This is a genomic window from Arthrobacter sp. P1_C12_2, assembly GCF_056406415.1.
This window is the reverse complement of record NZ_JBFUAF010000003.1, coordinates 182,265-207,891: the sequence shown is the minus strand read 5'-3', so window position 1 is coordinate 207,891 and position 25,627 is coordinate 182,265. Positions and strand designations below refer to the sequence as shown.

Below are 25,627 nucleotides of genomic sequence, written 5' to 3'. Positions count from 1 at the left end.
GGTAACGGCCGCGCGCTTCGCCTGTGGGGCGAAGGGCGGCCGGCACTCCCCGTCTCCACGGCAAGGACGTTCTGCCCCGCTTGCCCGCCGCCCGGGTGGAAATGCACCACACACGACGTTCCGGGACGCGGCTACTCTGGGTCGGGAGAGCCCGCTGCGACCCCGCGGAGGCGCCCGGAAACGTGAGGTGGTAATGGTGCTGCTGGCCCTGATGCAGGCGAACGCCGCCGTGCTGGACATTGAGGCGAACTGCGCCGCGGTGGAGGATGCGGCGCAAAAAGCGTCCGCCGCGGGCGCGCAGTTGCTGGTGACCCCGGAACTCTTCCCCGTGGGTTATGCGCCGCGCCGGCTGCGGGAGGCCTTCGATCCCGGCGGGTTGCCTGCGCTCCGGGAAGCCCTGGCCGGCATCGCCCGGCGCCACACCATCGCCCTGGTCTACAGCCTGCCCGCGGTGACGCCGGCGGGCGAGTGGCACATTTCCGCCACCCTGGTCGACGCGTCCGGCCATGAGCTGCTCAGCTATGACAAGGTGCACCTGTTCGGCCCGGACGAGCGGGCGGCGTTTGCGCCCGCCGCGGCGGCCCCCGGCGTCGTGGATTTCCACGGACACAAAACGGCCCTGGTCATCTGCTACGACATCGAGTTCCCCGAGTCGGCGCGGGCCGCTGCCCTGCGTGGCGCGGAGCTGCTGCTGGTGCCGACGGCACTCGCCGGCGGGTTCGACGCCGTGCCGCAGGTGCTGGTCCGGGCCCGGGCACTGGAGAACCAGCTGACGGTGGCCTACGCCAATCACGCCGGCATGGAGGAAGACTGCGACTTCCGCGGCGGCAGCATCGTCGCGGGCCCGGACGGCACAGTCCTGGCCGAAGCCGGAGGCGGGCCGGAACTGTTGTTTGCCGAGCTGGGCGAGGCCGGCCGCGCCGCGGCCGATGCGTCGGACCGCGTCGGGGACGCCGTGGACTACCTGCGCGACCGCCGCCCGGAGATCTACGGCTCCTGGGGCGTCTGACCGGCGGGGGAGCCGGCCGTTGCCGGGGCATCGGGCAGCTCGAGCCCGTCCTGGTACTGCAGCGCGATCCAGAGTTCCGCGCGCGCCTGCGCCTGGTTGAGGTCAAGGCCCAGCAGCTCAGCGATGATGCCGATCTGCCGGCGGACGCTGTTTCGATGCAATCCCGTGGCCTTAGCCGTGGCGTCCCAGCTTCCGTTTTCGCCCAGCCAGGCCCGCAGGATGCCGAGCAGGCTGTCGCGGCGCTCCGGCTCGAGGGCGAGCAGCGGTGCCAGCAGGCGGCCCGCCAGCAGGGTGCCGGCAACCGGTCCCAGCAGGCCGGTCACCGACCAGGTCACGTCGTCCGCCCGGACGCTCCGGCGGCTCGTGAGGACGCGGTTGCGCAGCGAGGCGGCGCGCCGGTAAGCGTCCGGCAGGCCCGCGAACTCGGTGCCGCTGCCGATCACAAGGCGCCAGCCGAGCCGCTCCACTTCGGCGAGCAGGGCGTCGTCGACCTTTAGCCGGGTGATGGTGGCAAAGCCGTACTCGGTGAGCTCCACCAGTTTGGTGTCGAACAGCCGCCGCCACTCCAGCAACGCCCGCACCGGAGCCTCGCCCGTGCGGCCCGGCCCGCCCGCAGTCCGGGCGGTGCCCGGGGCGGGGTCAATCCGGACGCCCTGGACGACCCGCAGCTGGCCGGACCGGGTGGAGGAGATGCTTTGGGCCAGCAGGTCCTTGAAACCGTTGACATGCCGTGCGGATCCCGAGGCCACGCTCTCCGGATGCAGCAGCAACGCCGTGGCAAGCTGGCTCGGGGCCAGGGAGCCGCTGATGCGCTGGCGGACCAGCAGTTCCAGCAGCCCGACGGCGGTCGAGACAACACTGTTCTGGGCCGGGGTCAGCGGGGCGTCCGTGCCGAGAACGAGCGCGCCGAGGTTGGCGTCCCGGGTGCTGCGCAGCGGATACCCGAAGACGAGGGACGAGCCCGCGGCGTCGAACGAATCCATCTCCACCCGCGGACCGCTGCCGCCGAGCAGCCTGGCCAGCAGCGGCTGCAGGTCGGCGGAGTCAACGCCTGGGGCGGGGCCGACAGCGGTGTCGACGGCGGCGCCGGAGGCCCGCGGGCCGGGGGAGGGGCCCGAACCGCGGGCACGCACCCGCCCGTCGGCGCCGACCAGCACCGCCCAAACCGGGACGCGCTGGACCAGGGCCGCGAGGAGTTCGTGCTCGGGGCGCGGAGACAAGACCGCGCGCATGAGCTGCCGGCTGGTATCGGCCAGCTGGCGGAAGGTCTTGGCGTTATCCGATTCGAGGAGCCGGGAGAACTCCAGTCCCAACGCGGCGAACGGGAGGCTCTCCGGGATGGAGACCAGGGTCAGGTTGTGCTGCCGGCAGGCCCGCGCCACGGCATCCGGCACGGCGTCGAAGTACGGCTCCAGGCCAAAGCCCAGGGCGCCCACGCGAGCCTGGACCAGGCGCTGCACATAGGCATCCACTGCCTCCTCGCTGCCTCCCTCGCCCACGAACGGCAGGCCGGCCGTGAGCAGGAACTCGCCATCGAGCAGGTAGGGGGTGGGATCTTCCAGTTCGCTCGGTTCCACCCAGCGCAGGCGTTCGTGCCCGTTGCCGCCGTCGTGTACGACGCCGAGTGCCGGCAGCTGGCCCAGGAACTGCGCCAGCGTGACGAAGCCGAGCCGCTCGGGGTCCTCAGCAGCCATGGCCGCGGCCCCCGTCCTGGCCGGCCCGACGACGGCTTCCCGGTGCATTAAGTCTCATCACTGAAGACTATAGGTCATTTTGCACAACCGTGAGAGGTGGCTCACACGCCTAGGGTGGGTTCGGGAAACCGACCACTACTGAAGATAAGGACGTCAACGATGACTGTGCCAACTCTGATCGGGGAACGCCCCCCGGCGGAAGCCGGCCGTCCGGGGCTCGCCGCCCAGCTCCTGCGCCGCAAGCCGATCGGGCAGCTGGTCAGCGAGGCCGAGACCGGGCACGGCGGCACGCAGCTGGTCCGCAGCTTCGGTGTCCTGCAGCTGACCATGATCAGCGTCGGCGCCACCCTGGGCACCGGCATCCTGGTTATCCTGGGCCAATCGGTGCCGCTCGCCGGCCCGGCCATCTGGATCTCCTTCGCCATCGCAGGATTCGCCGCCCTGCTCTCGGCCGTGTCCTATGCGGAGATGGCCGGCCTGGTGCCTGCCGCCGGTTCCAGCTATTCCTACACCTACGCCACCATGGGCGAGGGCATGGCCTGGATCTGCGGCTGGTGCCTGGTGCTCGAATACGCCGTCTCGGTGGCCGCGGTAGCGGTCGGTGCGGGCCAGTACGTCAACGAGGCCCTGGCGGTCTTCGGCCTGGGACTCCCGGAGGCCATCTCGCAACCGCCCGGATCTGGCGGCGTGCTGAACGTGCCCGCAATCGTCATTGTGGCCCTGGCCACGGTGCTGTTGGTCCGCGGCGCCAAGGAGAGCGCCTGGATCAACACGGCGATCGTCCTGGTCAAGGTCGGCATCCTGCTGTTCTTCTGCGCCGTGGCCTTCACCGCCTTCAACGGCGGACACTTCGAACCCCTCATGCCGATGGGCGCCGCCGGCGTCTCGGCCGCGGCCTCCCGCGTGTTCTTCTCCTACATCGGCTTCGATGCCGCCTCCACGGCCGGTGAGGAAGCCCGCAACCCCAAGCGAGACCTCCCGCGGGCCATCCTCCTCTCCATGCTGATCGTCACCAGCATCTATGTGCTCGTGGCCGTCGCCGCCATCGGCGCGCGCCCCTGGGGCTGGTTCGACGGCACCGAAGCAGCCCTCGTGAAGATCCTTGAGGAAATCACCGGGCAGCCGTGGGTTGGCGTGGTGTTCGCCGTCGGCGCCGTGCTCGCCATCGCCAGCATCGTGCTGACCGTCCTGTACGGGCAGACCCGGATCCTGCTCTCGATGTCCCGCGACGGCCTGGTTCCCAAGGTCTTCGGCCGGATCTCGGCCCGGACCGGCACGCCGGCTGCCGGAACCCTGATCGTGGGCACCGCCGTCGCACTGACCGCCGGGCTGGTGCCGCTCGGTGCCCTCGCGGACGCGACCAGCATCGGCACCCTGTTCGCGTTCGCCTTGGTCAACGTGGCAGTCATCTACCTGCGGCGGACCCGGCCTGAGCTCACGCGCAGCTTCCGCGTCCCGCTCTTTCCGCTGACGCCGATTCTCGGCGCGCTCATGTGCGCTTACCTCATGGCCAACCTCGGCGCCGAGACCTGGGCGGTGTTCGGTGTTTGGATGCTCGTTGGCGGTGCCGCCTACTTCGGCTACGGCCGGAAGAACTCCAGGGTGGCTGCCCTGGGCCACGAGGAATACCTTGAACTATCAACCCGCCAACCCGCCACCACCCCTACGCCCCAGGAACTGAAGGCAGAGATCTCATGACCATCGCCACCGAACTTCCGGCCCCCCGGTCCGCTGCTGAACCAGGCGCCGCGCCCGTCACCATGCTGAATCCGGACTTCCCGTTCAGCTATGACCACTACCTCGCCCACCCGGAGGGCCTGGGGTCGGTGCCGCCTGAGCTTTACGGGACCGAGGTCGCCGTCGTCGGCGCCGGGCTGTCCGGACTGGTGACCGCGTATGAACTCATGAAGCTGGGCCTGCGGCCGGTGGTCTACGAGGCCGACAGGATCGGCGGCCGGCTGCGGACTGCCAGTTTCCCGTCCGCGCCGGGCATCGTGGCGGACCTCGGCGGAATGCGTTTCCCGGAATCCGGCAAGGCCTTCTACCACTACGTGGACCTGCTCGGGCTCCAGACCCGGGCCTTCCCCAATCCGCTGGCGCCGGAGACATCCAGCACGGTAATCGAGCTCGCGGGCCAGAAATACTATGCCGAGACCGCGGCGGACCTGCCGCCGTTCTTCCGTGAGGTCGCGGACGCGTGGAAGGCTGCCGTGAACGACGGCGCCGGGTTCGCCGAGATGCAGGAGGCCATCCGTGCCCGGGACACGGCCCGGATCAAGGAACTCTGGAACGCGCTGCTCCCGCAGCTGGACGAGCAGACGTTCTATGGCTTCATCGCCGGCAGCGACTCCTTCAAGGAGGCAGGCTTCGCCCACCGCGAGGCCTTCGGGCAGGTGGGGTTCGGCACCGGCGGCTGGGATACCGACTTCCCCAACTCAATCCTCGAGATCCTTCGCGTGGTCTACACCGACGCCGACGACCGGCACCGGCTCATCGACGGCGGCGCGCAGCGGCTCCCCGAGGCGCTGTGGGAGCATTCGCCGTCGGGCATGGCGCACTGGCCTGACGGCACGTCACTGGCCTCGCTGCACGCGGGCGCCCCGCGCGGCGCCGTCGAGCGCATCGCCCGCGACGGCGCCGGCGATTTCCGGATCCGGGAACGCTGGGGACGCGAATCCGCCTACCCGGCGGTGGTCACCACCTGCCAGTCCTGGCTGCTGTCGACGCGGATCCACACGGACGAGGCCCTGTTTCCCGCCGAACTGTGGACGGCAATCGAACGCTCCCACTACATGCAGTCCTCCAAGACCTTCGTCATGGTGGACCGGCCGTTCTGGAAGGACATCGATCCGGCGACCGGCCGCGAGGTCCTGTCCATGACGCTGACCGACCGGCTGAACCGGGCCACCTACCTGCTGGACAACGGCCCGGACCAGCCGGCCGTGATCCTGCTGTCCTACACGTGGAACGACGACGCGCTGAAGTGGCTCTCACTCACAGCGGAGGAACGGGCGGAGCTCATGTTGCACTCGCTGGAGCAGATCTACCCCGGCGTGGACATCGCCAGCCACATCGTGGGCCAGCCGATCACGGTCTCGTGGGAGGCCGACCCCAATTTCATGGGCGCCTTCAAGGCCAACCTGCCGGGGCACTACCGCTACCAGCAGCGGCTCTTCACGCACTTCAAGCAGGACGGGCTGCCGGCCGAACAGCGCGGGATCTTCCTCGCCGGCGACGACGTCTCCTTCACCGCAGGCTGGGCCGAGGGCGCCATCACCACCGGGCTCAACGCGGTCTGGGGCGTGGTCAACCATCTCGGCGGATCCACGCCCGCCGGGAATCCCGGACCGGGCGAGCTGCTCTCCGAGCTCGGGCCGATCGCCCTGGACTGAGCGGACGGTCGGCCCGGGCGCCGGGTAGCCGAGGCGCTGCGCAGGTCAGGCGCTGTCTAAGTCACGCGCTGTGAAGTTCGCGGTGCGCGCGTGCCAGCTCCTGGTAGTGCGCGGCGTTGTGCTGGACGCCGGCGAACTCCTCGTCGCTGAGCTCGCGCCGGACTTTGGCCGGAACGCCGGCCACCAGGGAACGGGGCGGGATGATGGTGCCCTCCAGCACCACGGCACCGGCGGCAATGAGGGACCCGGCACCGATCACGGCCCCGTTGAGGATGGTGGCGCTCATGCCGATCAGGCAGTCGTCTTCAACAGTGCAGCCGTGGACCACGGCACTGTGGCCCACGCTGACCCGGGCGCCGACGGTGCAGGGGAAGCCGGGGTCAGCGTGCAGCACCACGTTGTCCTGCAGGTTGGTGCCGGCGCCGACGGTGATGGCGGCGGTGTCGGCGCGGACGCTGACACCGTAGAACGCACTGGAGTTCTCGGCCAGGGTGGCGTTGCCGATCACGGACGCCGTGGGCGCGATGAAGGCGGAGTCATGGACGGCCGGAGTGGTGCCGGCGAATGCGTAGAGGGGAGCCATGCCTCCAGCCTAGGACACCTCCGACCCCCGTTGCCCTATCAGTTGTGGCTGCTCACAGCGTTCAGAGCAGCCACAAGTGATAGCGCAACGGGGGTCTGAGTCAGGCGGGGGAGCGGAGGACCGTGAAACCCTCACCGCCCCAGTCGCCCTCGCTGCGCGGGTCGGGGACGGGGAGCACGACGGCGATCGGCGCGCCCGGTTCCGCCACCCGCCCGAGTTCGCGGACGACGTCGTCCCATTCCTCCGGGGGCAGCCCGGCCAGGGCGTCCACCGCCCACACCGAGGAAAACGCGGCGTCGGCGAACGGCAGCGACACCGGCCCCGCCACGGAGGCCTCCAGCCCGTGCGCCCGGGCGATGTGGATGTTCTCCTCGGACCGGTCGACGCCGGTGAAATGGATGCCGGACTGCACAAAATGCAGCCCGTCGGCGCCCGGGCCGCAATCGAGCCCCAGCACGCCGTGCCGCCCCTCGGTCTTCAACAGCGCCACGAACGATTCGAGCCGGTCCCTGCGGGTAGGTTCCATAGCTCTAGTCAAGAACCGGTTTCAGTTAAAGACAACAGTCCGGTTGCCGTCGAGCAGGACCCGGTGCTCGGCATGCCACTGCACGGCCTGGGCGAGGGTGCGGCCCTCCACGTCGCGGCCCATCTGCACGAACTGCTCCGCGGTGCGCCGGTGGTCCACCCGGATGACTTCCTGCTCGATGATGGGCCCCTCGTCCAGGGCGGCCGTGACGTAGTGCGCCGTGGCGCCGATGAGCTTGACGCCGCGGGCATGGGCCTGGTGGTAGGGCTTGGCACCCTTGAAAGAGGGCAGGAACGAGTGGTGGATGTTGATGGCCTTGCCCGTGAGCTCGGTGCACAGTTCGTCCGAGATGATCTGCATATACCGGGCCAGGACGGTGAGCTCGATGTCGTGTTCCTTCATCAGGAGCCGGAGGGCGTCCTCGGCCTGGACCTTGGTGTCCGGGGTGACGGGGATGTGGTGGAACGGGATGCCGTAGAACTCCGCCAAACCCTGAAGGTCGCGGTGGTTGGACACGATGGCCGGAATCTCGATCGGCAGGGTTCCGGAGCGCTGCAGGAACAGCAGGTCATTCAGGCAGTGGGCGGAGGTGCTGGCCATCAGCAGGGTGCGGACCTTCCGGCCGGCCGGATTGAGGCTCCACTGCATCCCGAAGGCCTGCGCCACGGGCTCGAGTGCCGCCTGCAGCTCCGCCTGGGGCGCCGCCGTCGTCGCCTCCACCCGCATGAAGAAGGTGCCCGTGCCCTGGCTGCCGTACTGCTGGGAGTCTGTAATATTGCCGCCCGCCACCAGGAGGGCTCCGGCGACGGCGTGCACGATGCCCGGCCGGTCAGGACAGGACAGGGTCAGGATGTAGGAGGCAGTCAGGTTCTCGTCAGTCACGAAGAACAGCCTACCCGCGCTTCAAGGGCAGTTTTGAAAGGGTTTTGGTAGTGTTAACCCGTCGCAACTGGCGTTGGATGGCTAACCATCAGGGAGCGGCACTCACGAAGACCACGGATCGTACGCCTGGGCCGAGGGTCATGTCTTACCGGTCGGCAGCATCACCGCTGCCGCACCGTTGCTGGTGCCCGCGCGGGGTGCCGGCCGCCGCTGTCGCGGCCCGCTGTCAAGGGGCCCGTAATCAAAGGGCGGTGCAACGGGCCAGCCGGTAGCCTGACCAATAGCCGTACCCGTTGCCTACCAGGAGTTCCTCGTGACTACTACCACCGCCACCTCAGCCGCCGTGAGCAACCAGCCGCTGGCCGAACTCGACCCGGAAATCGCCGCCGTCCTTGCCCAGGAACTTGGCCGCCAGCGCGGCACCCTGGAAATGATCGCTTCCGAGAACTTCGCCCCGCGCGCGGTGATGGAAGCGCAGGGCTCCGTCCTGACCAACAAGTACGCCGAGGGCTACCCGGGGCGCCGCTACTACGGCGGTTGTGAGTACGTCGACGTCGCCGAGCAGCTCGCGATCGACCGCGTCAAGGAACTCTTCGGCGCCGAATACGCCAACGTGCAGCCGCACTCCGGCGCGCAGGCCAACGCCGCCGCGCTCGCCGCCATGATCACTCCGGGCGACAAGATTCTGGGCCTGTCCCTTGCCCACGGCGGTCACCTCACCCACGGCATGAAGCTGAACTTCTCCGGCAAGCTCTACAACGTCGCCGCCTACCAGGTCGAGGAAGACAACTTCCGGATCGACATGGACAAGCTGCGCGAGCAGGCCATCGCCGAAAAGCCCCAGGTGATCATCGCCGGCTGGTCGGCCTACCCCCGGCACCTCGATTTCGCGGCGTTCCGCTCGATCGCCGACGAGGTCGGCGCCCTGCTCTGGACCGATATGGCGCACTTCGCCGGCCTCGTCGCCGCCGGCCTGCACCCGAGCCCGGTCCCGTACTCCGACGTCGTGACCTCCACCGTGCACAAGACGCTGTCCGGTCCGCGCTCCGGCGTGATCCTGGCCAAACAGGAATGGGCCAAGAAGCTGAATTCGGCAGTGTTCCCCGGCCAGCAGGGCGGCCCGCTCATGCACGTGATCGCCGCGAAGGCCGTGGCCTTCAAGATCGCCGGCACGGAGGAATTCAAGGAGCGCCAGGAACGCGTGCTCGAAGGTGCCAAGATCATCGCCGAACGCCTCGGCCAGGCCGACGTCGCCGGCGCCGGCGTCTCGGTCCTGACCGGCGGCACCGACGTGCACCTGGTCCTGGTGGACCTGCGCAACTCCCAGCTGGACGGCCAGCAGGCCGAGGACCTCCTGCACTCGGTCGGCATCACCGTCAACCGCAACGCCGTGCCGTTCGACCCCCGCCCGCCGATGGTCACCTCCGGCCTGCGCATCGGCACCCCGGCCCTGGCCACGCGCGGCTTCGGCGCCGAGGAATTTACCGAGGTCGCAGACATCATTGCCACGGCGCTGAAGTCCGGAGCCGCCACGGAGATCGAGCCCCTGCAGGCACGCGTGGACAAGCTCGCCGCCGACTTCCCGCTGTACCCGCAGCACGAGCAGTGGTAGGCCATGACCTCTTCGCACACTGCAAAGACGGCTGAAACCGCACGGATCCTTGACGGCAAGGCTACGGCCGCCGCCATCAAGGCCGAGCTGACCGAGCGCGTGGCCGTACTCAAGGCCAGGGGCATCACGCCCGGACTGGGCACCATCCTGGTGGGCTCCGATCCCGGCAGCACCTGGTACGTCAGCGGCAAGCACAAGGACTGCGCCGAGGTGGGCATCACCTCGATCCGCCGCGACCTGCCGGAGGAGACCAGCCAGGACGAACTCCTGGCCGTGGTCCGCGAGCTCAACGAGAACCCGGAATGCACCGGCTACATCGTCCAGCTGCCCCTGCCCAAGCACATCGACCAGGACACCATCCTGGAGGCCATGGATCCCGAGAAGGACGCCGACGGCCTGCACCCGATGAACCTGGGCCGGCTCGTGGCCAACGTCAGCGGGCCCATGAAGTCGCCGCTGCCGTGCACGCCCAAGGGCTGCGTGGAGCTGCTGACCCGGCACGGGATCGACCTGAACGGCAAGCGCGTCCTCGTGGTGGGCCGCGGCGTCACCATCGGCCGCCCCGTGGGTCTGCTGCTGACCCGCAAGGACGTCAACGCCACGGTCATCCTGGCCCACACCGGAACGGTGGACCTGCCGGCAGAACTGCGGCAGGCCGACGTCGTGATCGCCGCCGCCGGGCAGCCGCACATGATCAAGGCCGGGGACCTCAAGCCCGGCGCGATCGTGCTCGACGTCGGTGTCAGCCGGGTCGATGACGGCAACGGCAAGGCCGTGGTCACCGGAGACGTGGACCCCGCCGCGGCCGATGTCGCCGCCTGGCTCTCGCCGAACCCCGGGGGAGTGGGCCCCATGACCCGCGCCATGCTCCTCGCCAACGTGGTGGAAACCGCGGAACGCCACTTGGCAGAGGGAAGCCGCTCGGGACTCGCCTAAAGGCTCCCGCGGTGGTTGGGCCGGGCTTCGGCAGGCCCAACCACCGCAGGATTCCGCAGGTTTCACCGCCGGCTGGCATAACGGAACGGATACGTCAGGAGTTTTTACGAAAAGACTCTTTCATAGTTTGCGGGGATCCACTACCGTAGTGCGGGTGTCCGAACTTGCCTCTAAAGAATCCCGCGTGAGCAGCTCCTCCGACGCCGCTCCGCAGTACGTCATCACCGCCGAGAACCTCACCAAACGCTACGGCGACGTCACCGCCGTCGACGGCATCTCCTTCCGCGTCCCCGCCGGGGAAGCCTTCGGCCTGCTGGGCCCCAACGGCGCCGGCAAGTCCACCACGATGAAGATGATCGGCGGGGTCTCGCAGCGCACCTCCGGCAACCTGTCCATCATGGGCCTGGACCCCGAACAGCACGGGCCGGAGGTCCGCGCCCATCTGGGCGTCGTGCCGCAGCAGGACAACCTGGACGAGGAACTGAAAGTCCGGGACAACCTCCTGGTCTACGGCCGCTACTTCGGCCTGCCCATGAGCTACCTCAAGTCCAAGGCCGACGAGCTGCTGGAATTCGCCCAGCTCACCGACAAGGCCAATTCCAAAGTGGATGCCCTCTCCGGCGGCATGAAGCGGCGCCTGACGATCGCCCGCTCGCTCATCAACGAGCCCCGGATCCTGCTGCTGGACGAGCCGACGACCGGCCTGGACCCGCAGGCGCGGCACATCCTCTGGGACCGGCTGTTCCGGCTCAAGGAACAGGGTGTCACCCTGATCCTCACGACGCACTACATGGACGAGGCCGAGCAGCTGTGCGACCGGCTGATCGTGGTGGACAAGGGCAGGATCATGGCCGAGGGATCTCCGGCCAGCCTGATCCGCGAGTACTCCACCCGGGAGGTCCTGGAACTGCGCTTCGGCTCGGAGCGCAATGCAAGCGTCGGCGCGGAGCTCGAAGGCATCGGCGAACGCGTGGAAACCCTGCCGGACCGGGTGCTCATCTACGCCCACGACGGCGAGGCCGCCCTGGAGCAGGTCACCGCCCGCGGCCTGCGTCCCGTCACCTCACTGGTCCGCCGCTCCTCGCTCGAAGACGTCTTCCTGCGCCTCACCGGCAGGAGCCTCGTTGACTAAGAAAGCAGAGTTGACTGCGGCGGGGACGACGACGGCGGGCACCGCGGCGGCCGCGCCGGCCCTGCGCGCTCACTCGCCGGAAGTCTCGGCCGCCCGCGCCCGCCGCTGGGGCGCGTTCTTCTACGCCGAGCAGGTCCTCCGGGTCATGAAGGGCTACGGCTGGACCATCGTCATGTACGGCGTGGGACAGCCGGTGGCCTACCTGTTCGCGATGGGCGTTGGCCTGGCCACGCTGGTCGAGGCCAACGGCGCCGGCGTCTTCGGCGGGGTCAGCTACCTGACGTTCATCGCGCCGGCCCTGCTGATCTCGGCCGCCGTCATGACGGCCGCCAACGAGTTCACCTTCCCGGTGATGGACGGCTTCAAATGGCGGCGGGTCTACTACGGCCCGCACGCCTCGCCGCTGACTCCGGAGCAGATCGCCGGCGGCCAGGTCATCGCCGTCACGGTGCGCTTCTTGCTGCAGTCGGCCATCTACTTCGCCGTGGTTGCGCTGTTCGGCGCCGCACCCGGAGCCTGGGCCTGGGTGTCGATCCTCATCGCCACGCTCGCCGGCCTGTCCTTCGGCCTGCCGCTCATGGCCTACGCGGCCACCATCCAGCACGACAAGGGCCAGTTCGCCATGGTCATGCGGTTTATCGTCATGCCGCTGTTCCTGTTCTCCGGCACGTTCTTCCCCCTGGACACGCTCCCGCTCGCAGTCCGCTGGATCGGCTGGATCTCACCGATCTGGCACGGAACGGAACTTGGCCGCGTGGTCAGCTACGGCTACGAGGAAGAGCCGTGGCTCACCATCGTCCACGTCGTCTTCCTGCTGGGCCTGGCCGCTGCCGGCTGGGTCCTGACCAAACGCCAGTTCGCTAAAAGGATGGCCTCATGAGCGTCCTGACCGGAAATTTCAACGCAGGGGACCACAGCGTCACCGACGCCGCACGCAACCGGCGCTTCGGGCCCATCTACTCYCGTAACGTCCGCGCCGTCGTTGCCCGCGGGCTCATGGCCACCAAGAGCAGCAACTGGATGGTCATGGTCTCCGGGTTCTTCGAACCCGTGCTGTACCTGATCTCCATGGGCGTGGGCCTGGGCGCCATTGTCGGTTCCGTCCAGGGCCCGGGCGGGCAGGAGATCAGCTACGCCGCGTACATCGCGCCGGCCCTGCTGGCCGTGTCCGCCATGAACGGCGCCGTCTACGACTCCACCTGGAACGTCTTCTTCAAGATGAACTTCGCCAAGCTCTACCAGGGCATGCTCTACACCTCGCTGGGGCCGCTGGATGTCGCCATGGGCGAGATCTTCCTGGCCCTGCTGCGCGGGGCCATGTACGCCACCGGCTTCACGGCCGTCATGGGCGTGATGGGCCTCATCACCACTCCGTGGGCCATCCTGATGATCCCGGCCTCGGTGCTGATCGCCTTCGGCTTCGCCAGCTTCGGCATGGGGATCACGAGCTTCATGAAGACGTTCCAGCAGATGGACTGGATCAACTTCGTGATGCTGCCGATGTTCCTTTTCAGCGCCACGTTCTACCCGCTCAGCGTCTACCCGCAGTCCATCCAGTGGTTCATCCAGGTCATGCCTCTCTGGCACGGCGTGGAACTGCTGCGCCAGATCAGTGTGGGAGTGTTCACCCCGGCCACCGCCGTGCACATTGGCTACTACCTCGTCATGATTGCCCTCGGCGTCCTGCTCACTACGAGCCGGCTGCGCAAGCTGTTCCTCAAGTAGCCGCTCTTCTTCAAAAGGAGAACCCATGATCGGCAAATGGCAGTCCCTCGTGATCGACTGCGAGGACCCGGACAAGCTCGCCGGCTTCTACCAGGAGCTGCTGGGCATGGCCCGGGTCCACGAGGACGACGACTGGATATCCATCGGCGACGCGGACGGCGGGCCGACCATGGACTTCCAGCGTGTGGAACGGCTGGTGCGCCCGCAATGGCCCGACGCCGGCCACCCGCAGCAGATGCACGTGGACGTGCTCGTCGGGGACCTCGACGCCGCCGAAGCCGAAGTGCTCCGGCTCGGCGCCACCAGCCTCGACGCCGGCACTGACACCTTCCGCGTCTACACGGACCCCAGCGGCCACCCGTTCTGCCTGGTCCTGACCTAAGCTGCCTGCTTCTGACCTAAATGCCCGTCCTGACCTGATCCGGGCGCAGGCGGCGTTCGCCCGGGGTGGAAGCGCAGCGGGCGGCCGGCCGCGTTTGCGATAATGGGCTCATGCAATCTCTGGGTAGCTCCTCGTCCACGTCCAACGACAACACGGCCGCTGGCCGGTTCTCCATGTTCCGCATCAGCGGGCCGGGGATGCTGGTCTTCATCATCGCGTTCGTGGTGGCCGTGATCTTCGCGGCCAACCAGAACGACGTCGTGGGCTGGATCGTGGCGATCATCGCCGGCTTCTGGCTGTTGCTGGCCTCCTTCGTGGTGTTCAGCATCCAGAAGGCCGCCAAGAAGGCCGGGGCCAGGCTGAACGAGGCCCAGAATGCCTTCAACGCCGCAGCCGGGCGGCCGCCGGCGACGGGCAGCGCGGACCACGGCGGCACCCGCGTGGTCAGCGAAAGCCGCGCGTCGGACGGCGTCCGGGACATGAAGCTGGACCACTCCTTCAAGATTGTCCAGGTCCAGGTCCGTGTGGTCGAGCAGGAGCGGGCGAAGGGTGAGGCGGCGGACCGCGATACGATCAGCCGTGCTCTGGAGACCATCGAGATCACTGCCACCAACGCGCGTGACATGATCAAAGCCTCGGGCGGCGACGACGCTCCCGTCAGCGGAACCATCATCGACTAGAGTGGATCGGGTGAGCTCGGCATTGAAGAAGGACCACCTTCGCATCGCGTCAGTCAACGTCAACGGCCTTCGTGCCGCCTATAAGAAGGGCATGGCGGAATGGCTTGAGCCGCGCGGTGTGGACATCTTGTGCCTCCAGGAGGTCCGCGCGCCAGACGCCATCGTCGAAGAACTGCTCGGCGAGGGCTGGTACATCCTCCACGCCGAGGCCGAGGCCAAGGGCCGGGCCGGTGTTGCCATCGCCTCGCGCGAAGAGCCCCTTGCCACCCGGGTGGGGATCGGCGATGACTTCTTCGCCACGACCGGACGCTGGGTCGAGGCGGACTACATCGTGCGGGATGCGGACGGGGAGGCTTCGCAGCTGACCGTCGTGAGCGCCTACGTGCATTCGGGCGAGGCCGGCACTCCCAAGCAGGACGACAAGTTCCGCTTTCTGGACGTCATGAGCACCCGGCTGCCCGAGCTCGCCAAACACAGTGACCACGCGCTGGTGGTGGGTGACCTCAACGTCGGCCACACGGAGCTGGACATCAGGAACTGGAAGGGCAACGTCAAACGTGCCGGCTTCCTGCCGGAGGAGAGGGCCTATTTTGACCGCTTCTTTGGCGAGGAAATCGGTTGGAAGGATGTTCACAGGGGCCTGGCGGGTAGCGTCGACGGCCCCTACACTTGGTGGTCGCAACGGGGCCAGGCCTTCGACAACGACACCGGCTGGCGCATCGACTACCACATGGCCACGCCCGCTCTCGCTGCTGCCGCAGTGTCAGCCGTTGTTGACCGGGCAGCGTCCTGGGACACACGCTTCTCCGACCACGCCCCGCTGGTAGTGGACTACCGGCTCTAGTCTTAAGGCTTCCACGAATGACCACTACTTCAACTGCGACCACTGTGACCCAGGCCGGCGTCGCCCCCGACGCTGCGAAGGCCGCTCAGCCGGCCACCGCGGCCCGGCACCGCATCCTCTCCGGGATGCAGCCCTCCGCCGACTCCCTGCACCTGGGCAACTACCTCGGCGCCCTCGTGAACTGGGTCCGGATGCAGGATGAGTACGACGCCGTCTTCTTCATCCCGGACCTGCACGCGATCACCGTTCCGCAGGATCCGGCCGAGCTGGCGCACCGCACCCGGGTCACGGCCGCGCAGTACATTGCCGGCGGCGTCGACGTCGACAAGTGCACGCTCTTCGTCCAGTCCCAGGTGCCCGAGCACGCCCAGCTGGCGTGGGTCCTGAACTGCATCACCGGCTTCGGCGAGGCGTCCCGGATGACCCAGTTCAAGGACAAGGCCCACAAGCAGGGATCAGAGCACGCCAGCGTCGGGCTGTTCACCTACCCGATCCTGCAGGCCGCGGACATCCTCCTGTACCAGCCGCACGGTGTCCCCGTGGGCGAGGACCAGCGCCAGCACGTGGAGCTCAGCCGTGACCTCGCCCAGCGGTTCAACTCCCGCTTCGGCCACACGTTCACCGTGCCGCAACCCTTCATTCAGAAGGAATCCGCGAAGATCTACGATCTGCAGCACCCCACCGCCAAGATGTCCAAGTCATCGGAGTCACCGGCAGGCCTGATCAACCTGCTGGACGAACCCAAGGTCACCGCCAAACGGATCAAGTCCGCCGTGACGGACGCGGAGACCGAAATCCGGTTCGACCGTGAGGCGAAGCCGGGCGTGTCCAACCTGCTGACCATCTATTCGGCGATCAGCGGGCAAAGCGTTGACGCCCTTGTCACCGCGTATGAGGGCAAGATGTACGGCCACCTCAAGTCGGACCTCGCCGAGGTGGTCACGGAGCACCTGACCCCGATCCGGAACCGCGCCAAGGAGCTGCTGGACGATCCCGCGGAGCTGGACCGGCTGCTGGGCCTCGGTGCGGACAAGGCCCGGGAGATTGCCTCGCTCACTCTGCGCGACGTCTACGCCAAGGTGGGTTTCCTGCCGTACGCCGGCGCCCAGGGAGTCCGCTAGGTCAATGTCCTCCGTCAGCAAAGTCACCGCGAAAGCCGCCACGTCCAACGGACAGCGCAGCGAAGGCATCAGCATCGGTGTGATCCTGAGGTTCCCGGCGGACATCGCTGAGGAGCTCCAGCGCTGGCGGGCATCCTTCGGGGATCCGATGGCCGCCGTCGTCCCGGCCCACATCACGCTGGTCACCACCACCATGACGCAGGACTGGGCCGCCACTCAACGGCACGTAAGGGACGTGGCACGGCGGCAGGAGCCCTTCACGGTGACCATCGCGGGGACCGGCTCTTTCCGGCCGGTGTCCCCGGTGGTCTTCCTGAACGTCGAGGACGGCTTCGGGGACTGCGTGAACCTGCACCGCCAGCTGCAGTGCGGCCCGCTGGAGCGGGAACTGCCGTTCGGTTACCATCCGCACGTTACGGTGGCCCACGACGTCGCCCCGGAAAGCCTCGACGAGGCCGAAACGGTCCTCAAGGATTACAGGGCCACGTTTCCTGTAGCTAGCATGGGACTCTACGAGCACGACGACAACGGCATCTGGCAGCTACGGGAAGAGCTTGATTTTGGGACCAAACCTGACCACGACAGAGGCCCGGACGGCACCGCAGACGCCCGATAAGCCGCCGCTTCCCACCGATCTGGCCGGGCTAAAACTGGAAGTCATCCGCAAGAGGGTCGAATGGGGCAGGGTTCGGCGCTCCGGCGGCGGGACGGTTGCGTCGCTGACGGCGATGATGCTGTGGCTCCTGGCCCGGATCAACATGCTGCTGCCCGTGCGCGCATACTCGCACTACCTCCGCCAGCGCGGCCCGCTGTTGAGTGCCGGCATCGGGTTCCGGATGTTTTTCTCCATCACAGGCCTGTTGGCCACCGGCTTGTCCCTGGCCGGCCTGGTCCTCAGCGACCGTCCGGCCCTGCTGGACCAGGTCATCAAGAGTGTGGCCGCCGCCGCGCCGGGCCTGCTGCAGGTCGACGGCAGCGAGGGGCTGGTTGATCCCTATGAACTGCTGAACCCCACCAGCCTCAGCTGGGCCGCCGGGATCGCCGCCCTGGTGACGGTGTTCACGTCCCTGGGCTGGATCAGCGGCATCCGCGACGGTACTCGGAGCATGATGCTGCTCGGACCTCTGGTGATGAATCCGATCCTGCAGATCCTCAAGGACATCGGCACGCTGCTATTGATGGGGGTGGCCCTGGTGGTCAGCTCCGCAGCCTCGCTGATCTTCGGCACGGCCGCCGGATGGGTCACCGAGCAGCTGGGCCTCGATCCGATAGTGGCCGGGCCGCTGACGACCTCCGTCACCATCCTCGTGCCGCTGCTGCTCGGCTGGGGCACCGCCCTGATCATGTATCGGGTGGCTGCGGGGCTGAAGCCGGCCCGGCGCTCCCTGCTGGAGGGGACCATCCTCGCCGCGGTGGGCACCACGATTCTGCAGATCTTCAGCACCCAGCTGCTGGCCAGTGCGGGCAAGAACCCCATTCTGGCGCCCTTCGCCATCATCATCGGCCTGCTGATCTGGTTCAACCTGGTCAGCCAGGTTTACGTGATCTGCGCCGCGTGGGTGGCGCTCCGGGAGGAGGACCTCAAGACCGGGCCCGCCGCCGCGACCACCGGGTGGGGTGCCCGGCGCGTCCAGCCCGGCAAGACGCCGGTGGAGCCCCGGGGCCGCCGCAGGTCGCTGTCCGCCGCGTTCAGGCGTCGAGGTACTGGTCGGCCCACGCCGAAATAATCTTCGCCGCACGGGCCGCCTGGCCCTTGCCCGTCAGCAGGTGGTCGCTGCCCTCCAGCGAGACGAAGCTGCGCGGGTGGCGTGCCGTCTGGAAGATGGTGCTGGCGTTTTCGATCCCCACCGTGTTGTCGGTGGGGGAGTGCAGCACCATGAGCGGCTTGTGCAGCTGCCGGATGCAGTCCGTCAGGTCCGCGTTTTCGAGGTCCTCGACGAAGTGCCGGCGGATCTCCACCCGCTTGCCGCCGAGGTCCACCTCGGCGCTTCCCTCGCTCAGGATCCGGTCCAGGGCCGCGTCAAAGACGTGGGCCACGTGCTTGGGGGAGAAGGGCGCCCCCACCGTAGCCACGGCGTCAAGCTCCGGGATCTCGCGAGCCGCCGACAGGACGGCGGCCCCGCCGAAGGAATGGCCCACAAGCAGCGAAATGGGCTTGCCCGAGTCCCGCATGAATTCCGCGGCCTTGACGGTGTCGGCCACCTTGTGGCTGAAGGACCCCTCCGACCACAGGCCGGCGGATTCGCCGAGACCCAGGTTGTCGAAGCGCAGCATGCCCACGCCGTTGTCCGCCAGGGCCTTGCACATCCGCGAGGCGGAGGGACTGTCCTTGCCCAGGGTGAAGCCGTGCGAGAACACGCCCCAGCCTTTCACCGGCCCCTCCGGGACGTCGATGATGCCGGAGAGCAGCTCGCCGGTGGAACCCTGGAACGAGACTTTTTCTGAGCGGGACATGGTGTCCCCTTTCGTGTGAGGGCGCTTCGGATGAGGGCGAGGACGACGACGGCGCCCCCACCCGGAAGGTGAGAGGCGCCGTCGTCGGTAACTACTGACTGAAAGTGAAGCCGGTAAATCGGGCCGGTGGAACCGGTCCTTAGATCTTGCGGGACAGGATGGCCTGCTTGACCTCGGCGATTGCCTGCGTGACCTGGATGCCGCGGGGGCACGCTTCGGTGCAGTTGAAGGTGGTGCGGCAGCGCCACACGCCTTCCTTGTCGTTGAGGATCTCCAGGCGCATGTCGCCGGCGTCATCGCGGGAATCGAAGATGAAGCGGTGCGCGTTGACGATCGCCGCCGGGCCGAAGTACTGCCCGTCGGTCCAGAACACCGGGCAGGACGAGGTGCACGCGGCGCACAGGATGCACTTGGTGGTGTCGTCGAACCGTTCGCGGTCCTCGGCGGACTGCAGGCGTTCCTTGGTGGGCTCGTGGCCACGGTTGATCAGGAAGGGCATGACTTCGCGGAAGGACTGGAAGAACGGCTCCATGTCCACGATCAGGTCCTTCTCCACCGGCAGGCCCTTGATCGGCTCGACCGTGATGGGCTTGGACGTGTCCAGGTCCTTGAGCAGGGTCTTGCAGGCGAGGCGGTTGCGGCCGTTGATGCGCATGGCATCGGAGCCGCAGACGCCGTGGGCGCAGGAACGGCGGAAGGAGACGCTGCCGTCCATCTCCCACTTGATCTTGTGCAGGGCGTCCAGGACACGGTCGGTACCGTACATGGTGACCTTGAAGTCATCCCACGTGGCGTCCTCGGAGACCTCGGGGTTGTAGCGGCGCACGCGCAGCGTGACGTCGAAGGACGGGATCTCCCCGCCGCCGCCGACGCCGGCGGGCAGTTCGATCTTGGATGCTGGCTCAGCGAGTTCAGCGCTCATCTTAGTACTTCCTCACCATCGGCTCGTAGCGCGTAAAGACCACCGGTTTGGTGGCAAGCCGGATGCCGGCAATCGACTCGGCGGAACCGTCCGCCGGGGCGTGGTCATCCTTGTACGCCATGGAGTGCTTCATGAATTTTTCGTCGTCGCGCTCGGGGAAGTCCTCGCGGAAGTGGCCGCCGCGGGATTCCTCGCGGTGCAGGGCCGCCACGGTCATGACCTTGGCGAGCTCCAGCAGGAAGCCCAGCTCCACGGCCTCGAGCAGGTCCAGGTTGAAGCGCTTGCCCTTGTCCTGGACGCTGATGCGCTGGTACCGCTCCTCGAAGGAGGCGATGTCCGTCAGGACCTGGTTCAGCGTGTCGGCCGTGCGGAACACCTGCATGTTGGCGTCCATGGTGTCCTGCAGTTCCTTGCGGATCGCAGCGACCTTTTCGGTGCCGTCAGAGGTGCGGACGTGGTCCAGCAGGTTCAGCGTGTAGGCCTCCGGGTCAACGGGGAGTTCCACGAAGTCTGCGGTCTTCGCGTACTCGGCGGCGGCGATGCCGGCGCGCTTGCCGAACACGTTGATGTCCAGCAGCGAGTTGGTGCCCAGGCGGTTGGAGCCGTGGACGGAGACGCAGGCGACCTCGCCGGCGGCGTAGAGGCCCGGGACCACCGTGTCGTTGTCCTGGAGGACCTCGGCGCTGATGTTCGTGGGGATGCCGCCCATGGCGTAGTGCGCCGTCGGGAACACCGGAACCGGTTCCGTGTACGGCTCCACACCCAGGTAGGTGCGGGCGAACTCGGTGATGTCCGGCAGCTTGGCATCGATGTGCGCAGGCTCAAGGTGCGTCAGGTCCAGGAGGACGTAGTCCTTGTTCGGGCCGCAGCCGCGTCCCTCACGGACTTCGTTGGCCATGGAGCGGGCCACGATGTCGCGCGGGGCGAGGTCCTTGATGGTGGGCGCGTAGCGCTCCATGAAGCGTTCACCCTCGGAGTTGCGCAGGATCGCGCCTTCGCCGCGGGCGGCCTCGGAGAGCAGGATGCCCAGGCCGGCCAGGCCGGTCGGGTGGAACTGGAAGAACTCCATGTCCTCCAGGGGGATGCCCCGGCGGAACGCGATGCCCATGCCGTCACCGGTCAGGGTGTGGGCGTTGGAGGTGGTCTTGAAGACCTTACCGGCGCCGCCGGAGGCGAACACCACGGACTTGGCCTGGAAGACGTGCAGCTCGCCGGAGGCGAGGTCGTAGGACACGACGCCGGCGACGCGCTTCTGCTTGTACGGCGTGCCGTCCTCGCGGACTGCGTCCTCTTCGACGGTCAGCAGGTCCAGGACGTAGTACTCGTTGTAGAACTCGACGTTGTGCTTGACGCAGTTCTGGTACAGGGTCTGCAGGATCATGTGGCCGGTGCGGTCGGCGGCGTAGCAGGCGCGGCGGACCGGTGCCTTGCCGTGGTCGCGGGTGTGGCCACCGAAACGGCGCTGGTCAATGCGGCCCTCGGGCGTGCGGTTGAACGGCAGGCCCATCTTTTCCAGGTCCAGGACGGCGTCGATCGCTTCCTTCGCCATGACCTCAGCGGCGTCCTGGTCAACCAGGTAGTCGCCGCCCTTGATGGTGTCGAACGTGTGCCACTCCCAGTTGTCTTCCTCGACGTTGGCCAGGGCCGCACACATGCCGCCCTGCGCCGCGCCGGTGTGGGACCGGGTGGGGTAGAGCTTGGTCAGTACTGCTGTTCGGGCGCGCTGACCTGATTCGATCGCCGCGCGCATCCCGGCGCCACCGGCACCGACGATTACGACGTCGTACTTATGGACCTGCATACCAGACGCTCTTTCTCTCAAAATTCGCTATAAACCACCGGCAGGCCGTGCCTGCCCGGTGAAGTCTCGTGCAATCTGCGCCTGCGCTCGGCAGGCAAGATCAGTTGCCGTGACGGACCGTTGGTTCTTGCCCGAACGGGCTGCGGTCCGCGGCGGCGCCGCCGTTACGGCTGCGCAACTATGGCGCGGGGCAGAAGCCGCCGGGAAGCTGGACGCCGTTGGCCACGGGGCACGGATTGAACGTGAAGATGACCAGGGTGCCCAGGACGATGATGACCGTGGTGGCCGCGTAGAGCACAATCTTCAGCCAAAGGCGCGTGGCGTCCTTCTCGGCGTAGTCATTGATGATCGTGCGGACGCCGTTGGTGCCGTGCAGCATGGCGAGCCACAGCATAGCCAGGTCCCAGAACTGCCAGAACGGGTCGGCCCACTTGCCGGCCACAAAGCCGAAGTTGATCGCGTGGATGCCCTCGCCGACCAGCAGGTTGACGGTCAGGTGGCCGAAGATCAGGACTACCAGCACGACGCCGGAGAGGCGCATGAAGAGCCAGGCGAGCATCTCGAAGTTGCCCTTGGAACCGCCGCTGCGGCGGTACTTCGGCTGGATCTTTCCGCTACGCGGACTCTGAATCGTTGCAGTCATGGCTTAGTGACCTCCAAAGGCGAGGGACAGGTGGCGGATGGAGAAGCCGACCATCACGACGACCCAGAGGCCCAGGACCGTCCAGAGCATCTGACGCTGGTACTTGGCACCCTTCTTCCAGAAGTCGACGGCGATGATCCGCAGGCCGTTGAAGGCGTGGAACACGATCGCCGCGACAAGGCCCGTTTCACCCAGGGCCATGAGGGGGTTCTTGTAGGTACCAATCACTGCGGTGTAGGCCTCGGGGGACACACGCACCAATGAGGTGTCCAGCACGTGGACCAACAAGAAGAAGAAAATCACTACACCGGTAATGCGGTGTCCAACCCAGGACCACATGCCTTCACGGCCGCGGTACAAGGTGCCAGCTGGTTTTGTCGGCACTGAATAAACCTCCCTGCAACACAGCGGCGCTGGCATGGGATCCACGCGGGGGGAACGCCTGCTGCGAGAGCACTCGTAAGCTCAAGCCTAAATCTAGGCTTCGCTCACAGCTTATTCAATTTAGGAACCCCTTGTTGACAAGCCCCGGCGCGGTTTTGCGTCGGTTTTGAGACGAACGCCACATTTGACCGTTGTTAATGGGGCCGGAAGGCCTCGATCCGGGCCTAATCGGGGCCGATTCGGCCGCCGTCGGCTAAAGTAGCCGTGATGACTACAGACAAAGTGACAAGCCAGGATTCACCGCTGGACCGTTTTATTGCGGTCATTCCGGCGGGCGGGGTGGGGACCCGTCTCTGGCCCCTGTCACGGGCAGCAGCCCCGAAATTCCTTCACGACCTCACCGGTTCCGGCAGCACCCTGCTGCGCGCGACCTATGACCGCCTCCAGCCCGTCGCCGGCAAGCACGTGCTGGTGGTGACCGGCGCCGCCCACAAGGCAGCCGTCTGCCGCCAACTGCCTGAGGTCCTGGACTCCGACCTCGTCCTGGAAAGCGAACCCAAAGACTCCGGTGCGGCGATCGGCCTCGCCGCGGCCATCCTCCACGAGCGGGACCCGGACATCATCATGGGCTCCTTCGCCGCGGACCAGGTCATCAGCCCGGACAATCTGTTCCAGGACGCCGTCCGTGAGGCCGTCTACACCGCGGCCGCGGGGAAGATCGTCACCATCGGCATCAAACCGACCCATCCCTCCACCGGATTCGGCTACATCCGCTCCGGCGCAAACCTCAACATCCCCGACGCGCCCAGCGCGCAGTCCGTGGTGGAGTTCGTCGAGAAGCCCAGCGAGGAAGTGGCCCAGCAGTACGTCGACAGCGGCGAATATGTCTGGAACGCGGGCATGTTCGTGGCCCCGGTCTCGCTGATGCTCAAGCACCTCGAAGCCAACCAGCCCGAGCTCTTCGCCGGACTGCAGGAAATCGCCAAGGCCTGGGACACCCCGGAGCGCGACGCCGTCACGGCCCGGGTGTGGCCCATGCTGCCCAAGATCGCCATTGACTACGCCGTCGCCGAACCCGCCGCCGCCGCCGGCGACGTCGCCGTGGTGCCCGGAACGTTCCTCTGGGACGACGTCGGGGACTTTGCCTCCGTGGGACGGCTCAACAGCGCCAAGGAAGTCGACGAGGTCACGGTCCTGGGCGAGGGCGCACGCGTCTTCACCGAGAACGCCAGCGGCGTGGTGGTCTCCGATACCAAGCGGGTGATCGCCCTGATTGGCATCAAGGACGTCGTGATCGTTGACACCCCGGACGCCCTGCTGGTCACCACGAAGGAACACTCGCAGCGGGTCAAGCAGGCCGTGGACGCCATCAAGGCCAAGGGCGACACCGACGTCCTGTAGCCGGATTGGAGCGGATCAAGGCTTGTGCAATGTTCAGCAATCCGTAACGCGCCGTACGCGATGCCGCTATTCTTTGGCCGCTCGATAGAGTTATTCCGTGCGCAACTACTCGACTGAAGCTGAGCCCACGACTCTCGTGGGGCCGTGGCTGGAGCCCCTCCTGCCGGAGCTGATCGCTTTCCGCCGCGACCTCCATGCGCATCCGGAACTTTCCTTCAAGGAGTTCCGCACCACCGACAAGCTGGCGAAACGGCTCGAGGAAGCCGGGCTCAAACCCCGCCGCCTCGAGGGCACGGGCCTGACCGTCGACGTCGGGCAGGGTCCCATCGCCACCGCCCTGCGCGGAGACATCGACGCCCTGCCGATCATCGAGGAAACGGGCCTTGAGTTCGCCTCGAAGAACCACGGCGTGGCCCACGCCTGCGGCCACGATGTCCACACCACCACCATGCTCGGGATCGCTCTGGTCCTGCAGCGCATGCATGAGGTGTCCCCGCTGCGCGGGACGGTCCGGATTATCTTCCAGCCGGCCGAGGAAACCATGCCGGGCGGCGCCAACGCGTGCATCGAGCAGGGCGTCCTGGAAGGCGTGCCGCGCATATTGGCGCTGCACTGCGACCCCCGGATCGAGATCGGCAAGATCGGCACCCGGATCGGGGCGATCACCTCCGCCTCGGACACCATCAAGATTGAACTCTCGGGCCGCGGCGGCCACACCTCGCGCCCGCACCTGACCGAGGAGCTGGTCTTCGCCCTGGCCCAGATCGCGGTCAATGTTCCCGCCGTGCTCTCGCGCCGCGTCGATGTCCGCAGCGGCGTGTCGGTGGTCTGGGGACAGATCTCAGCGGGCTCGGCCCCGAACGCCATCCCCGGCAGCGGCTATATGGCCGGTACCATGCGCTGCCTGGACCGGGACGCCTGGCACGACGCCGGCGAGCTGCTCGACGACATCATCCGGCAGGTCGCCGAGCCCTACGGCGTCGACGTCCACTTGGAACACACCCGCGGCGTGCCGCCGGTGGTCAACTCCGAGCACGAGACCGCGCTGATTGAGGCCGCGGCCCGTGCCGAAATCGGCGAGAGCGCCGTGGTCCTGACCCCGCAGTCCATGGGCGGGGAAGACTTCGCCTGGTTCCTGGCCGACACCCCCGGCGCCATGATGCGCCTGGGCACCAAGACTCCCGGCGGGGAAGAGTACGACCTCCACCGCGGCGACTACATCGTCGACGAGCGGGCACTGGGCCTCGGCATCCAGGTGCTGACGGCGGCGGCCCTGCGCACCATCCGCGACCTCTAAATCCCGCAGCTACCCGCGACTCAGGCCACCGCGAGGCGCCGCGCAGAGTTTCCCCACCTTTGTCAGCACGACGCCGGGACGCACCGGCCGTGCGGGCCGACGCGCCGTCGGCGCCTTGCGAACATGGGGAAATCCGGCGGGTGCCTGCGGCGTGGGCCCCGTTCCAGGTCGGAGGCACGGTTGCAGCAGGCACGAATGGGTTGTGCA

25 protein-coding genes are annotated in these 25,627 nt (G+C 67.5%); 16 read left to right on the top strand and 9 right to left on the bottom strand.

Translation table 11 applies throughout. From position 1 onward, the window contains the following. Positions 1–193: 193 nt before the first annotated feature. Positions 194–1,009: a nitrilase-related carbon-nitrogen hydrolase gene (locus tag AC1DZQ_RS05565; RefSeq protein ID WP_476962562.1), complete on the top strand. Its 816-nt coding sequence runs from the start codon at positions 194–196 to the stop codon at positions 1,007–1,009. On the opposite strand, the gene AC1DZQ_RS05560 is transcribed toward AC1DZQ_RS05565, so the two are convergent. After that, on the bottom strand, positions 988–2,703 hold the full coding sequence (locus AC1DZQ_RS05560) for a PucR family transcriptional regulator (RefSeq protein ID WP_476962619.1): 1,716 nt from the start codon (positions 2,701–2,703) through the stop codon (positions 988–990). The genes AC1DZQ_RS05565 and AC1DZQ_RS05560 overlap by 22 nt on opposite strands. 159 nt (positions 2,704–2,862) lie before the next feature. Here AC1DZQ_RS05560 and AC1DZQ_RS05555 point away from each other — a divergent pair, with 159 nt between their 5' ends. Then, complete coding sequence (locus AC1DZQ_RS05555; protein WP_476962561.1) at positions 2,863–4,401, top strand: amino acid permease; 1,539 nt, start codon at positions 2,863–2,865, stop codon at positions 4,399–4,401. Next, a complete protein-coding gene (locus tag AC1DZQ_RS05550; RefSeq protein WP_476962560.1) occupies positions 4,398–6,095 on the top strand; it encodes a flavin monoamine oxidase family protein in 1,698 nt (565 codons plus the stop codon). The genes AC1DZQ_RS05555 and AC1DZQ_RS05550 overlap by 4 nt, the downstream gene beginning before the upstream one ends. A gap of 61 nt (positions 6,096–6,156) precedes the next feature. Here AC1DZQ_RS05550 and AC1DZQ_RS05545 read toward each other — a convergent pair whose 3' ends face one another. From AC1DZQ_RS05545 to purU, 3 genes are all read right to left on the bottom strand, one after another. Then, on the bottom strand, positions 6,157–6,678 hold the full coding sequence (locus tag AC1DZQ_RS05545; RefSeq protein ID WP_476962559.1) for a gamma carbonic anhydrase family protein: 522 nt from the start codon (positions 6,676–6,678) through the stop codon (positions 6,157–6,159). Between the two features lie 100 nt (positions 6,679–6,778). After that, on the bottom strand, positions 6,779–7,204 hold the full coding sequence (locus tag AC1DZQ_RS05540) for a class I SAM-dependent methyltransferase (protein WP_476962558.1): 426 nt from the start codon (positions 7,202–7,204) through the stop codon (positions 6,779–6,781). Between the two features lie 21 nt (positions 7,205–7,225). Continuing rightward, positions 7,226–8,086, bottom strand: coding sequence for a formyltetrahydrofolate deformylase (gene purU, locus AC1DZQ_RS05535; RefSeq protein ID WP_476962557.1), 861 nt, complete (start codon positions 8,084–8,086; stop codon positions 7,226–7,228). 313 nt (positions 8,087–8,399) lie between these two features. Here purU and glyA point away from each other — a divergent pair, with 313 nt between their 5' ends. From glyA to AC1DZQ_RS05480, 11 genes are all read left to right on the top strand, one after another. Further along, positions 8,400–9,698, top strand: a complete 1,299-nt coding sequence (gene glyA / locus AC1DZQ_RS05530; protein WP_476962556.1) for a serine hydroxymethyltransferase — start codon at positions 8,400–8,402, stop codon at positions 9,696–9,698. 3 nt (positions 9,699–9,701) lie between these two features. Continuing rightward, the gene (locus AC1DZQ_RS05525; protein ID WP_476962555.1) at positions 9,702–10,634 is read left to right on the top strand and encodes a bifunctional methylenetetrahydrofolate dehydrogenase/methenyltetrahydrofolate cyclohydrolase; all 933 of its coding nucleotides are present in this window, start codon (positions 9,702–9,704) and stop codon (positions 10,632–10,634) included. Positions 10,635–10,818: 184 nt separating this feature from the next. Next, positions 10,819–11,766 (top strand): ABC transporter ATP-binding protein, encoded by a 948-nt coding sequence (locus AC1DZQ_RS05520; RefSeq protein ID WP_476962554.1) that lies wholly within the window; start codon positions 10,819–10,821, stop codon positions 11,764–11,766. Between the two features lie 10 nt (positions 11,767–11,776). Next, entirely contained in the window at positions 11,777–12,646 is an 870-nt protein-coding gene (locus AC1DZQ_RS05515; RefSeq protein WP_476962618.1) for an ABC transporter permease, read from the top strand. Then, entirely contained in the window at positions 12,643–13,491 is an 849-nt protein-coding gene (locus AC1DZQ_RS05510) for an ABC transporter permease (protein ID WP_476962553.1), read from the top strand. The genes AC1DZQ_RS05515 and AC1DZQ_RS05510 overlap by 4 nt, the downstream gene beginning before the upstream one ends. A 25-nt stretch (positions 13,492–13,516) precedes the next feature. Continuing rightward, a complete protein-coding gene (locus AC1DZQ_RS05505; RefSeq protein ID WP_476962552.1) occupies positions 13,517–13,873 on the top strand; it encodes a VOC family protein in 357 nt (118 codons plus the stop codon). 110 nt (positions 13,874–13,983) lie between these two features. After that, the gene (locus AC1DZQ_RS05500; protein ID WP_476962551.1) at positions 13,984–14,553 is read left to right on the top strand and encodes a hypothetical protein; all 570 of its coding nucleotides are present in this window, start codon (positions 13,984–13,986) and stop codon (positions 14,551–14,553) included. Positions 14,554–14,563: 10 nt separating this feature from the next. Further along, the gene (locus AC1DZQ_RS05495; RefSeq protein ID WP_476962550.1) at positions 14,564–15,397 is read left to right on the top strand and encodes an exodeoxyribonuclease III; all 834 of its coding nucleotides are present in this window, start codon (positions 14,564–14,566) and stop codon (positions 15,395–15,397) included. Positions 15,398–15,414: 17 nt separating this feature from the next. Beyond that, on the top strand, positions 15,415–16,518 hold the full coding sequence (gene trpS / locus AC1DZQ_RS05490) for a tryptophan--tRNA ligase (RefSeq protein WP_476962549.1): 1,104 nt from the start codon (positions 15,415–15,417) through the stop codon (positions 16,516–16,518). Positions 16,519–16,522: 4 nt separating this feature from the next. Continuing rightward, positions 16,523–17,134: a 2'-5' RNA ligase family protein gene (locus AC1DZQ_RS05485; RefSeq protein ID WP_476962548.1), complete on the top strand. Its 612-nt coding sequence runs from the start codon at positions 16,523–16,525 to the stop codon at positions 17,132–17,134. Then, positions 17,079–18,245, top strand: coding sequence for a YihY/virulence factor BrkB family protein (locus tag AC1DZQ_RS05480; RefSeq protein ID WP_476962547.1), 1,167 nt, complete (start codon positions 17,079–17,081; stop codon positions 18,243–18,245). The genes AC1DZQ_RS05485 and AC1DZQ_RS05480 overlap by 56 nt, the downstream gene beginning before the upstream one ends. Here the strand turns inward: AC1DZQ_RS05480 and AC1DZQ_RS05475 are convergent. The 5 genes from AC1DZQ_RS05475 to sdhC all read right to left on the bottom strand — a co-directional run bounded on the left by AC1DZQ_RS05475 (position 18,208) and on the right by sdhC (position 22,722). Beyond that, positions 18,208–18,972 carry an alpha/beta hydrolase family protein gene (locus AC1DZQ_RS05475; RefSeq protein ID WP_476962546.1) on the bottom strand — a complete coding sequence of 255 codons (765 nt, stop codon included), beginning with the start codon at positions 18,970–18,972 and terminating at the stop codon, positions 18,208–18,210. The two genes, AC1DZQ_RS05480 and AC1DZQ_RS05475, sit on opposite strands and share 38 nt — an antisense overlap. A 139-nt stretch (positions 18,973–19,111) precedes the next feature. Continuing rightward, the gene (locus AC1DZQ_RS05470) at positions 19,112–19,894 is read right to left on the bottom strand and encodes a succinate dehydrogenase iron-sulfur subunit (RefSeq protein WP_018774751.1); all 783 of its coding nucleotides are present in this window, start codon (positions 19,892–19,894) and stop codon (positions 19,112–19,114) included. Position 19,895: 1 nt separating this feature from the next. Next, positions 19,896–21,695 carry a succinate dehydrogenase flavoprotein subunit gene (gene sdhA, locus AC1DZQ_RS05465; protein ID WP_476962545.1) on the bottom strand — a complete coding sequence of 600 codons (1,800 nt, stop codon included), beginning with the start codon at positions 21,693–21,695 and terminating at the stop codon, positions 19,896–19,898. 178 nt (positions 21,696–21,873) lie between these two features. Continuing rightward, a complete protein-coding gene (locus tag AC1DZQ_RS05460) occupies positions 21,874–22,338 on the bottom strand; it encodes a succinate dehydrogenase hydrophobic membrane anchor subunit (RefSeq protein ID WP_476962544.1) in 465 nt (154 codons plus the stop codon). A gap of 3 nt (positions 22,339–22,341) precedes the next feature. Beyond that, positions 22,342–22,722, bottom strand: coding sequence for a succinate dehydrogenase, cytochrome b556 subunit (gene sdhC, locus AC1DZQ_RS05455; protein WP_090583363.1), 381 nt, complete (start codon positions 22,720–22,722; stop codon positions 22,342–22,344). Between the two features lie 267 nt (positions 22,723–22,989). Between sdhC and AC1DZQ_RS05450 the strand changes: the two genes are divergently transcribed. Further along, a complete protein-coding gene (locus tag AC1DZQ_RS05450) occupies positions 22,990–24,123 on the top strand; it encodes a mannose-1-phosphate guanylyltransferase (protein ID WP_476962543.1) in 1,134 nt (377 codons plus the stop codon). A 97-nt stretch (positions 24,124–24,220) separates the two neighbouring features. Continuing rightward, a complete protein-coding gene (locus tag AC1DZQ_RS05445) occupies positions 24,221–25,420 on the top strand; it encodes an amidohydrolase (RefSeq protein ID WP_476962542.1) in 1,200 nt (399 codons plus the stop codon). Positions 25,421–25,627 lie beyond the last annotated feature (207 nt).

Coding starts and splice junctions, on each gene's coding strand:
- AC1DZQ_RS05475 (WP_476962546.1), bottom strand. CDS start 18,972: ATGTCCCGCTCAGAAAAAGTCTCGTTCCAGGGTTCCACCGGCGAGCTG.
- AC1DZQ_RS05525 (WP_476962555.1), top strand. CDS start 9,702: ATGACCTCTTCGCACACTGCAAAGACGGCTGAAACCGCACGGATCCTT.
- trpS (WP_476962549.1), top strand. CDS start 15,415: ATGACCACTACTTCAACTGCGACCACTGTGACCCAGGCCGGCGTCGCC.
- AC1DZQ_RS05485 (WP_476962548.1), top strand. CDS start 16,523: ATGTCCTCCGTCAGCAAAGTCACCGCGAAAGCCGCCACGTCCAACGGA.
- AC1DZQ_RS05550 (WP_476962560.1), top strand. CDS start 4,398: ATGACCATCGCCACCGAACTTCCGGCCCCCCGGTCCGCTGCTGAACCA.
- AC1DZQ_RS05560 (WP_476962619.1), bottom strand. CDS start 2,703: ATGGCTGCTGAGGACCCCGAGCGGCTCGGCTTCGTCACGCTGGCGCAG.
- AC1DZQ_RS05555 (WP_476962561.1), top strand. CDS start 2,863: ATGACTGTGCCAACTCTGATCGGGGAACGCCCCCCGGCGGAAGCCGGC.
- AC1DZQ_RS05470 (WP_018774751.1), bottom strand. CDS start 19,894: ATGAGCGCTGAACTCGCTGAGCCAGCATCCAAGATCGAACTGCCCGCC.
- AC1DZQ_RS05460 (WP_476962544.1), bottom strand. CDS start 22,338: ATGACTGCAACGATTCAGAGTCCGCGTAGCGGAAAGATCCAGCCGAAG.
- AC1DZQ_RS05505 (WP_476962552.1), top strand. CDS start 13,517: ATGATCGGCAAATGGCAGTCCCTCGTGATCGACTGCGAGGACCCGGAC.
- AC1DZQ_RS05565 (WP_476962562.1), top strand. CDS start 194: ATGGTGCTGCTGGCCCTGATGCAGGCGAACGCCGCCGTGCTGGACATT.
- AC1DZQ_RS05545 (WP_476962559.1), bottom strand. CDS start 6,678: ATGGCTCCCCTCTACGCATTCGCCGGCACCACTCCGGCCGTCCATGAC.
- AC1DZQ_RS05540 (WP_476962558.1), bottom strand. CDS start 7,204: ATGGAACCTACCCGCAGGGACCGGCTCGAATCGTTCGTGGCGCTGTTG.
- AC1DZQ_RS05450 (WP_476962543.1), top strand. CDS start 22,990: ATGACTACAGACAAAGTGACAAGCCAGGATTCACCGCTGGACCGTTTT.
- sdhA (WP_476962545.1), bottom strand. CDS start 21,695: ATGCAGGTCCATAAGTACGACGTCGTAATCGTCGGTGCCGGTGGCGCC.
- AC1DZQ_RS05500 (WP_476962551.1), top strand. CDS start 13,984: ATGCAATCTCTGGGTAGCTCCTCGTCCACGTCCAACGACAACACGGCC.